The organism is Janthinobacterium sp. 35, assembly GCF_002754575.1.
Classification (GTDB): domain Bacteria; phylum Pseudomonadota; class Gammaproteobacteria; order Burkholderiales; family Burkholderiaceae_D; genus Janthinobacterium; species Janthinobacterium tructae.
The window spans coordinates 2272168-2287434 of record NZ_PEFN01000001.1 but is presented as its reverse complement, the minus strand read 5'-3'; the positions used below and the strand labels follow the sequence as shown (position 1 = coordinate 2287434).

General features: G+C 62.6%; 8 protein-coding genes. All 8 read left to right on the top strand.

The genetic code is table 11. The features are described from left to right. Positions 1 to 85: 85 nt before the first annotated feature. A complete protein-coding gene (hppD, locus tag CLU93_RS10220; protein ID WP_071079812.1) occupies positions 86 to 1213 on the top strand; it encodes a 4-hydroxyphenylpyruvate dioxygenase in 1128 nt (375 codons plus the stop codon). Between the two features lie 286 nt (positions 1214 to 1499). Then, on the top strand, positions 1500 to 5096 hold the full coding sequence (locus CLU93_RS10215; protein ID WP_099760970.1) for an indolepyruvate ferredoxin oxidoreductase family protein: 3597 nt from the start codon (positions 1500 to 1502) through the stop codon (positions 5094 to 5096). A 123-nt stretch (positions 5097 to 5219) separates the two neighbouring features. After that, the gene (locus CLU93_RS10210) at positions 5220 to 6725 is read left to right on the top strand and encodes a S41 family peptidase (RefSeq protein WP_099760969.1); all 1506 of its coding nucleotides are present in this window, start codon (positions 5220 to 5222) and stop codon (positions 6723 to 6725) included. Positions 6726 to 6888: 163 nt separating this feature from the next. Next, positions 6889 to 9609, top strand: a complete 2721-nt coding sequence (locus CLU93_RS10205) for a TonB-dependent receptor plug domain-containing protein (protein WP_099760968.1) — start codon at positions 6889 to 6891, stop codon at positions 9607 to 9609. A gap of 124 nt (positions 9610 to 9733) precedes the next feature. After that, positions 9734 to 11530: a M14 family metallopeptidase gene (locus CLU93_RS10200; RefSeq protein WP_099760967.1), complete on the top strand. Its 1797-nt coding sequence runs from the start codon at positions 9734 to 9736 to the stop codon at positions 11528 to 11530. An 85-nt stretch (positions 11531 to 11615) separates the two neighbouring features. Further along, entirely contained in the window at positions 11616 to 12782 is a 1167-nt protein-coding gene (locus tag CLU93_RS10195) for an MGDG synthase family glycosyltransferase (protein WP_180287836.1), read from the top strand. 10 nt (positions 12783 to 12792) lie between these two features. Next, positions 12793 to 13365, top strand: coding sequence for a dual specificity protein phosphatase family protein (locus tag CLU93_RS10190; protein ID WP_257224924.1), 573 nt, complete (start codon positions 12793 to 12795; stop codon positions 13363 to 13365). A 62-nt stretch (positions 13366 to 13427) separates the two neighbouring features. After that, positions 13428 to 15242 carry a glutathione-regulated potassium-efflux system protein KefC gene (gene kefC / locus CLU93_RS10185; protein ID WP_099760965.1) on the top strand — a complete coding sequence of 605 codons (1815 nt, stop codon included), beginning with the start codon at positions 13428 to 13430 and terminating at the stop codon, positions 15240 to 15242. The last annotated feature ends 25 nt before the right edge of the window (positions 15243 to 15267 follow it).

The following is a 15267-nucleotide window of genomic DNA, read 5'->3' as shown; positions in this document are numbered from 1 at the left end:
CAAATCATGATTGTTCGGGAGATCTTTGGCATTTAATGCCCGTGAGCCACGCCTATACTGTGCGCTACTTCTTGGAGGAGACATCATGCAATTTCAGCCTTGGGATAACCCGATGGGTACCGATGGTTTCGAGTTCGTCGAGTATGCAGCACCAGACCCAAAAGCATTGGGCAAGCTGTTCGAGAACATGGGCTTCACGGCCATCGCGCGCCACCGCCACAAGGATGTGACCCTGTACCGTCAGGGCGACATCAATTTCATCATCAATGCCGAACAAGATTCGTTCGCGCAGCGTTTTGCCCGCCATCACGGCCCGTCCGTGTGCGCCATCGCCATCCGCGTCGACGATGCGGCCTTTGTGTACCGCCGCGCGCTGGAACTGGGTGCCTGGGGTTTCGACAATAAAACGGGTCCGATGGAGCTCAATATCCCCGCCATCAAGGGCGTGGGCGATTCCCTGCTGTACTTCGTCGACCGCTGGCGCGGCAAGGGCGCCGACAAGGAAGGCGCCGCCGCACCGGGTGGCATCGGCGACATCAGCATCTATGACGTCGACTTCGTCGCCATTCCCGGCGCCGTCGCCAACCCCGTCGGCCATGGCCTGACGTATATCGACCACCTGACGCATAATGTGCACCGTGGCCGCATGAAGGAATGGGCGAGCTTCTATGAAAGCCTGTTCAACTTCCGCGAAGTGCGCTATTTCGACATCGAAGGCAAGCTGACGGGCCTCAAATCGAAAGCCATGACTTCGCCTTGCGGCAAGATCCGCATCCCGATCAATGAATCGTCGGACGACAAGTCGCAGATCGCCGAATACCTGGACCAGTACCATGGCGAAGGCATCCAGCACATCGCGCTGGGCACGGACAATATCTATGCTTCCGTGCAAGGCATGCGCGACACGGGTATCGATTTCCAGGATACGATTGAAACGTACTATGAACTGGTCAACCGCCGCCTGCCGAACCACGGCGAGCAGCTGGAAGAACTGCGCCGTCTGCGCATCCTGATCGATGGCCACAGCACGGAAACGGAACGCGAACTGCTGCTGCAAATCTTCACGCAGACGGTAATCGGCCCGATCTTCTTCGAGATCATCCAGCGCAAGGGCGACCAGGGCTTCGGCGAAGGCAATTTCCGCGCCCTGTTCGAATCGATCGAGCTGGATCAGATCAAGCGCGGCGTGCTGAAAGATACGAACGCGGCGTAATTGGCTGTTGTCGGCTTACGCCCTGGCGGGCTAAGCCGACCTACGCGTCACGCGCCATTGATGTAGGTCGGATTAGCGCAGCGTAATCCGACATGGCAGCAAAGAAAACAGGCATCAAACAGCACCCGCCCGGGAGTGCAGTGCAGCAAAAGAACTGTGCGCCCTCCTGTGGTAGTCTACGACAAACAAGTCATTTTTCCGCACCGGCATGCTCACAAAGCGCGACCGGTACGTGTGAGTTCAACCGACTTTGCACGCGTAGCACCGAGAATAATGGAGACAAGTAATGAATGCACCAATCAAGGGCTCGAGTCTTGAGCCGGGCGCGCACGCGTCCGAGATTTCCCTGAACGACAAATATACGCTGGAGCGTGGCCGCGCCTTCATGACGGGCACGCAAGCGCTGATCCGCCTGCCCATGCTGCAGCGCGAGCGCGACCTGAAAGCGGGCCTGAATACGGCCGGCTACATCACCGGTTACCGCGGTTCGCCCGTGACGTCGGTCGACATGACGGCCATCAAGGCCAAGAAATACCTCGATGAACACCACGTCAAATTCCATCCCGGCCTGAATGAAGACCTGGCCGCCACGGCCGTCTGGGGCACGCAGCAAACGAATCTGTTCGAAGACGCGAAGTACGACGGCGTGTTCGGCATGTGGTACGGCAAGGGCCCCGGCGTCGACCGCTGCGGCGATGTGTTCAAACACGCCAATAACGCCGGTTCCGCCAAGCATGGCGGCGTGCTGGTGCTGGCCGGCGACGACCATGCGGCGAAATCCTCGTCGACGGCGCACCAGTCCGACCACATCCTGAACGCTTGCGGCATCCCCGTGCTGTACCCGTCGTCGGTACAGGAATACATCGATTACGGCTTGCATGCCTGGGCCATGAGCCGCTACACGGGTTTGTGGGTGTCGATGAAATGCGTGACCGACATCATCGAGTCGGGCGCCGCCGTCGATTTCGACCCGGACCGCGTGCAGATCGTGCTGCCGACCGATTTCGAGCTGCCGGCCGGCGGCCTGAACATCCGCTGGCCGGACACGGTGCTGGAACAAGAAGTGCGCATGAACAGCTACAAATGGTATGCGGCGCTGGCGTATGCGCGTGCCAACAAGCTCAATAAAATCATCTGGGATAGCCCGAAGGCGCGCATCGGCATCATCACGGCCGGCAAATCCTACCTCGACACGCGCCAGGCGCTGGCCGACCTGGGCATCGACGAGCAAACGGCGTCCGACATCGGCATCCGTCTGTACAAGATCGGCATGACCTGGCCGCTGGAAGCGGACGGCGTGCATGAATTTGCCAAGGGCCTCGATGAAATCCTCGTGGTGGAAGAAAAGCGGCAGATCCTCGAATACGCGCTCAAGGAAGAGTTGTACAACCTGAAGGATGGCGAGCGTCCGCGCGTGGTCGGCAAGTTCGACGACACGGGCGAGTGGAGCAACCAGAAGGGCACGGGACACGGCGACTGGCTGCTGCCGGCCACGTATGAACTGAACCCGGCCATGATCGCGCGCGCGATTGCCAGCCGCATTTCGCGCTATTACGCCGGTCACCCCGTCGAGCAGCGCGTGAAGGAGCGCATCGCCTACCTGGAAGCCAAAGAGAATGTGCTGAAAGCGATCAGCGTGAAACCCGATCCGCAGAAAGACCGCACGCCGTTCTTCTGTTCCGGCTGTCCGCACAATACCTCGACCAAGGTACCGGAAGGTTCGCGCGCGCTGGCCGGCATCGGCTGCCACTACATGGTGCTGTGGATGGACCGCGAAACGTCGACGTTTACCCACATGGGCGCCGAAGGCGTCACGTGGGTGGGGCAGGCGCCGTTCACGAATGAAAAGCACGTGTTTACCAACCTCGGTGACGGCACGTATTTCCACTCGGGCATCCTGGCCATCCGCGCCGCCGTCTCGGCCAAGGTGAATATCACCTACAAAATTCTGTTCAACGATGCGGTGGCCATGACGGGCGGCCAGGAATTCGATGGCCCATTGTCTCCGGCCATCATTTCGCGCCAGATTGCCGCCGAAGGCGTCGGTCCCATCATCGTCGTCACCGATGAGCCGGAAAAATACCCGGACGATTACGCCTGGGCCGAAGGCGTCACCGTGCGCCACCGTTCGGAACTGATGGACGTGCAGCGCGAACTGCGCGACATGCCCGGCGTGTCGGCCATGATCTACGACCAGACCTGTGCCTCGGAAAAACGCCGCCGCCGGAAACGCAATGAATACCCGGACCCGGCCAAGCGCGCCGTCATCAACGAAGCCGTCTGCGAAGGCTGCGGCGACTGCTCCGTGCAATCGAACTGCCTGTCGGTGGAACCGCTGGAAACGGAACTGGGGCGCAAGCGCCAGATCAACCAGTCGTCCTGCAACAAGGATTTCTCGTGCACGACGGGTTTCTGCCCCAGCTTCGTGACGGTGGAAGGCGGCGGCTTGAAAAAGCCGAAAAAAGCCGCTGCCGCCGACAAGGACGCACCAGCCGCACCAGCCTTGCCGACACCCGTCATTCCTTCGACGGCGGAACCGTTCGGCATCCTGGTCACCGGCATCGGCGGCACGGGCGTCGTCACCGTGGGCCAGATCCTGGCCATGGCGGCGCACGTGGAAGGCAAGGGCTGTTCCGTGCTCGACATGAGCGGCCTGGCGCAAAAGGGCGGCCCCGTGATGTCGCACGTACGCCTGGCGGACCGCCAGCAAGACATCCATTCGACGCGCGTCGGCACGGGCGCGGCCGACCTGGTGATCGGTTGCGATTTGATCGTCACGGCCAGCCGCGACGCGCTGTCGCGCATGGGCGAGGGCCGCAGCTGGGCCATGATCAACTCGACCAGCTCGTCGACGGCGGCGTTTGTGAAAAACCCGGACTGGCAATTCCCCGGTGCATCGGCGCGCATGGAAATCGAAAAGGCCTGCGGTACGGATCACGTCGATTTCATCGATGCGGGCCAGATCGCCACGGCGCTGATGGGCGACTCCATCGCGACGAACATGTTCATGCTCGGTTATGCCTGGCAAAAGGGCAAGGTGCCGTTGACTGAGGCGTCGATCATGAAGGCCATCGACTTGAACAACGTCTCGGTGGCGTTCAACAAGGCCGCCTTCAACTGGGGCCGCGCGGGCGCCCACGATACGGCCAGCCTGGTGCGCATGACGACGCCAGCGAAAGTGGTGGAATTCAAGCGCATCGACACGCTCGACGACATCATCGAAAAACGGGTCGCCTTGCTGACGGCCTACCAGGATCGTGCGTATGCGCAGCAGTATCTGGACTTCATCAGCCAGGTGCGCGCGGCCGAAAGCGCCCTGAATGGTCCGCACTTGCGCCTGACGGAAGCCGTGGCCCGCTACTTCTACAAGCTGATGGCCTACAAGGACGAGTACGAAGTGGCGCGCCTGTACACGGACGGCGCCTTCCAGGCGAAGATCGCCGCCATGTTCGAGGGCGACATCAAGCTCAAGTTCCACCTGGCGCCGCCGATCATGGCCAAGACGGATGCGCAGGGCCATTTGATCAAGAAGGAATATGGCCCGTGGATGCTGAAGGCCTTCGGCGTGCTGGCCAAGTTCAAGGGCTTGCGCGGCACGGCGTTCGACGTGTTCGGCCATACGGCCGAGCGCAAGACGGAGCGCGCGCTGATTCTTGAATACCGCGCGACGGTGGGCGGCTTGCTGCCGAAACTGACGACGGCCAAGCTGGCGCAAGCCGTGGCCATTGCCAGCATCCCGGAAGACATCCGCGGCTATGGTCACGTGAAGGAACGTCATTTGAAGGCGGCGAAAGAGAAGGAAGCCAGTTTGCTGATCGCCTTCAACGCGCCGACGCCGCTGCCGCCCGTCGTGGCAGCGCCCGTGGCGGCCAGCGTGGCGTGATGGTTTGAGTATGACGTAGTAGTAATGGCGCCTGCGGGCGCCATTTTTCTGTGACAAAGAAAACAACGCTTGCTGGCAAAACATATTATAATTTTTCGATAATTTCTTTTCGGAAAGTTTCTCATGCATTCCCTGCGCCTTCGTTGCCTCGCTGTTTCCCTCGGATTCGTGTTGAGTGCCTGCGGCGGAGGTGGCGGCAGCGACAGCGCGCCCGTCGTCCCGCCCTTGACGCCAACCGTACCGACGGGTCCCACGGCGCTGGTCGCTTCGTCCACTGTGGCGAACCGCTGCGAGGCACCGCGCAGCGGCAGCAGCATCGACAAGCCGGGCACCCTGCTCGATGAACTGACGTGGGTGCGCAGCTGGATCGATGAAACGTATCTGTGGTACCGCGAAGTACCGACCTCGTACCAGCCGCCAAGCTTCACCACGCCCATCGCGTATTTCGACGTGCTGAAAACAACGGCGACGACGGCGTCCGGCAAGCCCAAGGACCAGTTCCATTTCACGACTCCAACGGCAGAGTGGGAGAATGCGCAGAATGGCATTGAACTGGGCTACGGCATGCTGCTGGCGTTGACGCGTAACACGCCACCGCGCCAGGCGGTGATCTCGATCGTCGAACCAGGCTCGCCGGCGGCCCTGGCGGGCTTGCAGCGGGGCGACCTGCTGCAAAGCATCGATGGCGTCGATTTCGTCAATGCCGCAGACACTGCCAGCGTGAAGATCATCAACGCGGGCCTGTTCCCTGCAGCGCAAGGCACGCACACGCTGGGATTCAGCCGTGGTGGGATGGCGCTGAGCGCCACCCTGCAGGCCGTCGAGGTCAGCACCAGCGCCGTGCAGAACGAGCGCATCATCGACACGCCCACGGGCAAGGTGGGCTATCTGACCTTCAACACCCACAATAATGTCGCCGAGCGTCAGCTGGTCGAGAGCATGCGCCGCTTCCAGGCGGCCGGCATCAGCGACCTGGTGCTCGACGTGCGCTACAACGGCGGCGGCTATCTGGATGTCGCCAGCGAGCTCGCTTACATGATTGCCGGCCCGCAAGTCACCACCGGCAAGACCTTCGAGCAGGTGCTCTTCAATGACAAGACCCGGCCGAAAGCGCCCGTGCCCTTCCATGCGCAAAGCCAGGGCTTTCCCGGCCCGAATCCCCTCCCCAAGGGTACGCCCTTGCCCTCGCTGGGGCTGACGCGGGTGACCGTGCTGACGACGGGCAATACCTGCTCGGCCAGCGAAGCCATCATCAACGGCTTGCGCGGCGTGAATGTGCAAGTCAACCTGATCGGCGGCACGACGTGCGGCAAGCCCTACGGTTTCTATCCCACGCCCAATTGCGGCACCACCTATTTCGCGGTGCAGTTCCAGGGTGTCAACGCCAAGGGCTTTGGCGACTTTGCCGATGGCATGGCGCCGACCTGCGACGTGACGGATGATTTCCAGCACCAACTGGGCGACGCGGCCGAAGGCATGCTGGCGGCGGCGCTGCGCTACCGCAACAGCGGCAGCTGCATCCCGGCCACAGGCGCGACCAGGCTGTTGAGTTCGATGCAGAGTCCGGCCGAGACGGCGACGCGGCTGCTGCGCCCGGCCTACAAGGAAATTGCCCTCATTCGCCAATAAAGCGCATGCTTCTGCCTTGGCATCGCCGTGGCGCCTGACGTTTTCCTGCTCAAAAATATTTCTATATAACAATTTTGATATATAGAAAGATGAATCCATTCGTTCTGGAATGACTGTCATTTTGCTATCGTCCCGCTTTTCTCCCACCTTGAGAAGCGCAACGATGTCGAAACAGTTCAAGTTAACCCCGCTCAGCCTTGGCGTACTGGCCATCCTGGGCGGCACCGCATGGCAGGCGCACGCGCAAACGCAAGCGCCCGCAGCGGCTCAGCAGGCAGCGGCCACCCCGCCAGCCGTCGTGGTCACCGGTTCGCGCATTCCCCGCGCCAGCCTGGAAGGCCCGTCTTCCGTCACCATCCTGACCGGCGATGAAATCACCAAGCAGGGCTACAAGAACGTCTTCGACGCGCTGACCAATCAAGTGCAGAACAGCGGCTTTACGCAGGGCGAAGATTACGGCAACACGTTCACGCCGTCGGCCAATACCATCAGCCTGCGCGGCCTGGGGCCGAACCACACCTTGATCCTGCTCAACGGCCGCCGCCTGGCCGACTTCCCCATCGCCTATGACGGCGCGGTCAACTTCACCAACCTGGCGAATATCCCGGCTAGCATCGTCGAGCGCATCGAGATTCTGAACGGCGGCGCTTCGGCCATCTATGGCTCGGACGCGATTGCCGGCGTGGTCAACGTGATCCTGAAAAAACAGGCGGAAGGTTTCGATATCAACGTCAAGGTCGGCGGCACCTCGCGCGGCGGCGCCGGCAACCAGCGCGTGCAGCTGACGGGCGGCGGCAATTTCGACAAACTGCATACCCTGTTCAGCGTGGAATTGAGCGAGCGCGACCCGTTGTGGAGCATGGAGCGCGACTTCATGACCAGCCGCTCGGGCGTACCGACCACGGTCGCTTCGCGCCGCGTGATGGCGTCAGGCACGTCCGGCCGCTATGTCGACCTGGGCGACACCTGCAGCCAGTTTGGCGACATGTTCGGCGGCAGTGTCAGCAAGTACACGGCGAAGAATGGCAGCTATTGCGCCAGCCCGAAAGCCCGTCCGACCTACTGGACCACGCAGACCAAAAATAGCAGCCAGAACGTGTTTGGCAGCGCCAATTACGAGCTCGATGCCGATACGACCTTGTTTGCCGACTTCCTGATCGGCAAGAACAAGACCGTCAATACGACGCGCGGCCCATCGTGGACCTCGGCCTCGCTGGGCAACGGCTACTTCCTGAACCAGAACAGCGGCGCCTACGAAGAGTGGACCCGCTTCATGTCGCCTGAGGAAATCGGCGGCGTGCAGCGCTACAAGCGCAGCTGGGATGACCAGGCCACCGCCATCTCGCTGGGCGCCAAGGGCCGCATTCCCGGCAGCGCATGGCAGTATGAAGCGAACTACAACGCGTCCGTCTACAAGAGCGAAGGCCACACGCCACGCATATTGTCGAACATCGACAGCTTCTTCCTGGGACCCAAGCTGGGCACGGATGCCAAGGGCGTGGCCATCTACGCACCGGATGCGGCGCGTCTGTCGCGCCGGCTGACGCCGGCCGAATTCGACAGCATCAGCGGCTACAGCGACAGCAAGGATAAGGCCTGGACGAATACTCTCAGCCTGGCCACGAATGGCGACCTGTTCCAGCTGCCTGCCGGCACGGCGAAGATCGCCACGATAGCCGAAGCGAGCAAGCAGGGTTTCAGCAACGAACCCGACGCGCGTATCGACCAGGGCTATTTCAATATCGCCACCGGTTCGGGCACCACGGCCGGCACCCGTTCGCGCTATGCGCTGGGCGCGGAAGTGAACCTGCCGCTGCATGAAAAGCTGATCGGCACCCTGGCCGGCCGCTATGACCGCTACAGCTTTGCCGGGCGCAAGGAAGGCAAGTTCACCTATAACGGCGGTCTGGAATTGCGCCCGGCGCCGGAGCTGCTGTTCCGCGCCAACTACGCCACCAGCTTCCGCGCGCCGGACATGAATTACATCTACCAGGCCCGCGGCAAAGGCTATTATTCGAGCACCACCGATTACTACCGTTGCGACGCTGCCGGACAGGCCATCGACGGCTGCGAATATGCGAATAAATCGCCTGGCGCCGATTATGTACAGAACGGCAGCCGCGACCTGCAGTCGGAAAAGGGCAAGTCCTTCGGCGTGGGCGCCGTCTGGTCGCCGAGTGCCAATTTCGACGTGTCGGTCGACTACTGGAACATCAAGATCGACGACCTGGTGACGAACCTGAGCGCCGACAAGCTGCTGCGCGACGAATCCGATTGCCGCCTGGGCAAGGCCGACATCGGCTCGCCGACCTGTATCGATACCCTGGGCCGCATCGAGCGCTATGCGGCCAATGCCTTGAACAAGGCGGGCGAGATCAAGACCATCACCGTCAACCCGATCAACGCAGCCAAGCAAAGCAGCAGCGGTGTCGACGTCAGCCTGAAGTATGTGCTGCGCACAACGGACTATGGCCGCTTTGCCTTCAAGGCCAACTACGCGCGGGTGCTGAGCAAGAAATCGCAGCAATTCGCCGGCGATGCAGAGACCGACGAAACCAAATCGCTGACCAACATGGATTGGCCCGACAAACTGAACCTGAGCGTCAACTGGGCGGCGGGCGACTGGTCGAATACCTTGCTGGTCAGCCGCTACGGCAAGGTGCCGAATGCCGCCGGCACCGGCTACCTGACGCCGACGGCGCTGGCCAACATCAGCACCGTCTACCGCATCAGCGACCGCGCCACCGTCTCGCTGATCGTCAATAACGTGTTCGACAAGATCAAGCGCGACACCAGCAACGGCTGGCCGTATTACCCGATCGGCAACTACAGCCCGCAAGGCCGCCAGGGATGGCTCGAATTCAACTACCACTTTGGCTCATAATTCACGCTTGTCAAAGCAAGGCCGGAGCAGCTGACGCTGTTCCGGCTTTTTTATTTTTCACGGTGCTTTTACCTGACCGCGCCTCTATAATTGCCCGCTTGTCCCCCTTGATGGAGCTCGCCTGATGCTACGCCACGCCCTGCTGTCCGCCGCCATGTTGTCCCTGTTTGCCGTCAACGCGCATGCCGCGCGCGATATGCGGCAGTTTTCCCTGAAAACGGCGGCCGAATACTCGGGTTTCCAGCAGACGGGCCGCTATGAGGAAGTGGAAGCCTTGTGCCGGCGCTTCGAGGAGCACCATCCGAAACAGGTGCGCTGCTTCGAATTTGGCCGCACGCCGGAAAACCGCCCCATGCTGGCGCTGGCCGTTTCCAACACGGGCGCGCTGACGCCGGACGTGGCCAGGCTGCGCAAGATACCGGTGCTGCTGGTACAGGGCGGCATCCATGCGGGGGAAATCGACGGCAAGGACGCGGGTTTCCTGGCCCTGCGCGAAGTATTGGAAGGCAAGGCAGCGCCTGGCGCGCTGGACAAGCAGGTGCTGCTGTTCGTGCCGGTCTTCAATGTCGACGGCCATGAGCGCTTCGGCCAGTGGAACCGGCCGAACCAGCGCGGTCCCGTGGAAATGGGCTGGCGCAGCACGGCGCAAAACTACAATCTGAACCGCGAATACATGAAGGCCGATACGCCCGAGATGCAGCACATGCTGGCGCTGGTGAACGCCTGGGATCCGCTGGCGTATGTCGACCTGCACGTCACCGATGGCGCGCAGTTCGAACCCGATATCTCGATCCAGGTCGAACCCGTGCATGCGGGCGATGCGGCCTTGCGCGTGGCGGGAACGGCGCTGCGCGACGGCGTGCTGGCCGACCTGGCAAAGCAGGGTTCCGATCCGAAGCCGTTCTACATGTCGTTTGCCGAAGAAGACAATCCGCAGTCGGGTTTTGTCGATTCGACGCCGAACCCGCGCTTTTCGCACGGCTATTTCCTGTTGCGTAACCGTTTCGGCGTGCTGGTGGAAACCCATTCGTGGAAGGACTACGCGACCCGCGTGCGCATCACGCGCAACACCATCGTTTCCCTGCTGTCGCAGATGGCGCAGCACGGCGCAGCATGGCGACAAACCGCCATGGAAGCGGACCTGCGCGCGACGCAGCTGGCCGGCAGTGTGCTACCCCTCAGCTACAGGACCACGGAGAAAAGCCGCATGATCGCGTTTCGCGGTTATGCCTATACGCGCACGCCGTCCGACGTGTCGGGCGCGCTGATGACGCGCTATGACGAAAAGACGCCGCAAATCTGGCACGTGCCGCTGCGCGACGAGATCGTGCCCGACCTGCAGGTGGCCGCGCCGAAGGCCGGCTACCTGGTGCCACGCGCGCAGGCGGCCATGGTGGGCGCCAAACTGCGCCAGCACGGCATCGTCTACCAGGAAATGCGCAGTATCGTCGCCAGGCAGAAGGTGGAAATCTTCCGCGCCACGCAGGTGAAGTTTGGCGCGCAGTCGTTCGAAGGACGCCAGACGGCGGCGGTACAGGGCGAATGGCAGAAGGAAGAGCGCCTGGTCGATGCGGGCGTGCTGTACGTGCCCGTCAACCAGCCGAAGGCGCGCATGGTGATGGCGCTGCTCGAGCCGCGCGCACCCGACTCGCTGCTGGCCTGGGGCAGCTTCAACACGGCGTTCGAGCGCAAGGAATACATGGAGGACTATGTGGCCGAGGATGTGGCGCGCGCGCAGCTGGCGGCCGACCCGGCGCTGGCAGCGCAATTCCGGCAGAAGCTGGCCGACGAACCCGCGTTTGCCAGGAATCCGCATGCGCGCCTGGAGTTTTTCGCCCGCCGCCACGCCTCGTGGGATGAGCGCTTGAACCTGTACCCGGTCATGCGCGTCGACGTGGCGCCCGCCAGTTTCATGGATTGACAAGGCTCATGATGAGCGTGACGCGGAAATGCTATTCTTTCTATCCTCCGCGTCAGCGCCCACCTGTTCCATGTATCGGTTTCCCATGACAGAAAAAAGGCAGAAAAGAATTCTCCTGTTGAGCGTCTCGGCCGGCGCCGGCCATCTGCGCGCGGCGCAAGCCATCGAGGCGTATGCCACGCAGGATGACGGCGAGGGGAGTGCCGCCATCGCCAGCCACCTCGATGTGATGGATTTCGTCACGCCCGCGTTCCGCAAGCTGTACACGGATTTTTACATCAAGCTGGTCAACAAGGCGCCCGCGCTGTGGGGCTATCTGTATCACGCCAGCCACGATGCGCCGCGCGACAGCTCGATGCAGCGTTTGCGCCGTGGCATCGAGCGCCTCAACACGCGCGCCCTGATGGCGCAGATCGCCGCCTTCCAGCCCGACGCCATCATCTGCACGCATTTCCTGCCGGCCGAACTGTTGTCGCGCGCGCTGCGCCAGGAACAGCTGGCCTGCCCCGTGTGGGTGCAGGTCACCGATTTCGATTTGCACCGCATGTGGGTGCACGAACGGATGCACGGTTATTTTGCCGCCACCGACGAGGTGGCGTTCCGCATGCGCCACGAAGGCATCCCCGCCGAGCGCATCCACGTGACGGGCATCCCCATCATGCCCGCGTTTGCACAGGTGCCCGAGCGCGTGCAGTGCGCGCAGGCATTCGGCCTCGATCCGCGGCGTACGACGATACTGTTGATGGGCGGCGGGGCAGGGCTGGGCAGCCTCGATACCGTCGCCGCGCGCCTGCTGGCGCTGCCAGGCGATTTCCAGCTGATCGTGCTGGCGGGGAAGAACGCCGCCGCGCTGGCGGCGCTGCAGGACCTGGCCGGCCAGTATCCTGGCCGCCTGCTGGCGCAAGGCTTTACCAGCGAAGTGGAGCGCCTGATGGCGTGCGCCGACCTGGTGATCACCAAGCCGGGCGGGCTGACCACCTCGGAATGCCTGGCGCTGGGCTTGCCCATGATTGTCAACGCGCCGATTCCCGGCCAGGAAGAGCGCAATGCCGACTATCTTCTGGAGCAGGGCGTGGCATTGAAAGCGTTCGATGGCGTGACCCTGGAATACCGCGTGCGCCTGTTGCTTGAGCACCCTGAACAGTTGCAAGCGATGCGCGCAAAGGCGCTGGCCCTGGGCCGCCCGCGCGCCGCTTTGGACGTGCTGGCGCTGGTGCTGGACGATGGCCGCGCTGGCGCCGTTCTTCAATAACAAGGAAGCCATGATGTTGCATGCAGTACTACTGACCCTCGCCCTGGGGCTGGCCGCCGCGCCGGCCGGGGCACAACCATCGCCGCCACGCCATCCGGACTGGGCGGCGCCGCTGCCGCAGGTGTCGAACCTGTACCAGATCACGCCGGGCCTGTACCGCAGCGCCATGCTTGACAGTGCCGACGTGGCCCAGCTGCAGGCGCTGGGTGTGAAGACCGTGATCAGCCTGCGCTCCTTCCACTCCGATACGCAAGTGCTCGATGGCAGCGGCATCCGCGCCATCCGCATTCCCATCAATACCTGGGCCATCGGCGACCGGCATGTGATAGAGACCATGCGTGCCATCCGCGCCGCCGGGCAGGATGGGCCCGTGCTGCTGCACTGCCTGCACGGCGCCGACCGCACGGGCATGATGGCCGCCATGTATCGCATGCTGTACCAGGGCTGGCCGCGCGAGAAGGCGATCGATGAGCTGAAAAATGGCGGTTACGGCTACCACGCCGTGTGGAAAAACATCGAACGCTATCTGTCGCGCGTGAATCTCGACGAACTGCGCGCGCGCATCGACTCTCCGCAGCCTTGACCCCCGCCGGCGCGCCACTTCAGGCATGATTGCGATTCCAATCACGTTTTTCCGGAATCCGCATGGAACACCACAGCTTTCTCATTAACATACTGTTTTACCTGGTGGCGGCTATCATCATGGTGCCGCTGGCCAAGCGCCTGGGCATGGGCGCCGTGCTGGGCTACCTGGTGGCCGGCGTCGTCATCGGTCCGTGGGGCCTGGGCCTGATCAAGAATGTCGAGGTGATCCTCAGCTTTTCCGAATTCGGCGTGGTGCTGCTGCTGTTTTTGATCGGCCTGGAGCTCGAGCCGAAGCGTTTGTGGCTGTTGCGCCGCCCGATTTTCGGCTGGGGCGGGGCACAGGTGGGTGTGGTCAGCGCGGGGCTGTGCGCCGTGGCCATGGCCTTTGGCGTGGACTGGCGCACGGCGCTGGTCGGTGCGCTGGGACTGTCGCTGTCGTCGACGGCCATCGTGCTGGCCACCCTGGGCGAACGAAAATTGATGAGCACGCCGGCCGGTTCCGCCGGCTTTTCCATTTTGCTGTTCCAGGATATCGCCGCCATTCCCATGATCGCGCTGGTGCCGCTGCTCGGTGGCCTGGTCACGCACAGCGGTGAGCCGGGCTGGCTGCGCGTGGCCAAGCTGGCCGCCGTGCTGGCGGCGCTGGTGATCGGCGGGCGCTTCCTCGTCAACCCCATCCTGCGCTTCATCGCCAAGACGGACTTGCGCGAAATCTTCACGGCCTTTGCCCTGCTGCTGGTGATCGCCATTTGCGTGCTGATGGAATCGGTGGGCTTGTCGATGGCGCTGGGCACCTTCATGGCCGGCGTGCTGCTGGCCGATTCCGAATACCGCCATGAGCTCATTTCCGACCTGGAGCCGTTCAAGGGGCTGTTATTGGGCCTGTTTTTCATCGCCGTGGGCATGTCCGTCGATTTTGGCGTGCTGCGCGCCCAGCCCTTGCTGATCCTGGCCCTGGTGGCGGGCCTGCTGGCGGTGAAAATCGCCTTGCTTTATATGTTGTCGAAGTTTGTCGACATTCCCCGCGGCCAGCAGCTGTTCTTTGCGCTGCTGCTGTCGCAAGGGGGCGAATTCGCCTTCGTCGTGTTTGCCGCCGCCGAAGCCGCGCACGTGTTTGCGCCGCAGACGGCCGCGCTGCTGGTCGTGGTGGTGACCCTGTCGATGGTGGCCACGCCCTTGCTGCTGCTGGCGCACGACAAGTTCGTCGCGCCGCGCCTGCAAGGCGACAAGAAGCGCCGTCCCGACGACCATATCGAGGCGCAGGACAACCCCATCGTCATTGCCGGCTTTGGCCGTTTCGGCCAGATCATCGGCCGCCTGCTGGCGGCCAATAAAATCGGCGTGACGGTGCTTGACCACGACCCGGACCAGATCGAGCTGCTGCGCAAGTTCGGCTTCAAGGTATTTTATGGCGACGCCACGCGCGTGGATTTATTGGTGGCGGCCGGCATCGAGAAGGCGAAGGCGCTGGTGATCGCCATCGACAATGTGGACGACAGCCTGGCCCTGGTCGACGCCGTGCGCCTGCGCCTGCCCGAACTGACGATCCTGGCGCGCGCGCGCAACGTCACGCATTACTATGAATTGATGAAGCGCGGCGTGAGCATCATCGAGCGCGAAACCTTTGCCGCAGCCCTGCTGCTGGGCGAGCAGACCTTGCAGCAGGTGGGCTTCAGCGCGGAACGCGCGCAGCGCGCGGCCGGCATCTTCCGTGCACATAACCTCAAGACCCTGCTGGAAGTGGCGCCGCACTTCCAGGACCAGCAAAAAGTCATGTCCCTCACGCGCCAGGCGCGCGAAGAGCTGGAAGACATGTTCGAGAGCGATGCGGCGGCGTTTGCGGCGGCGGAAGTAGAGAATGGTAGGTCGGATTAGCGCGCAAGCGCGTAATCCGACAACA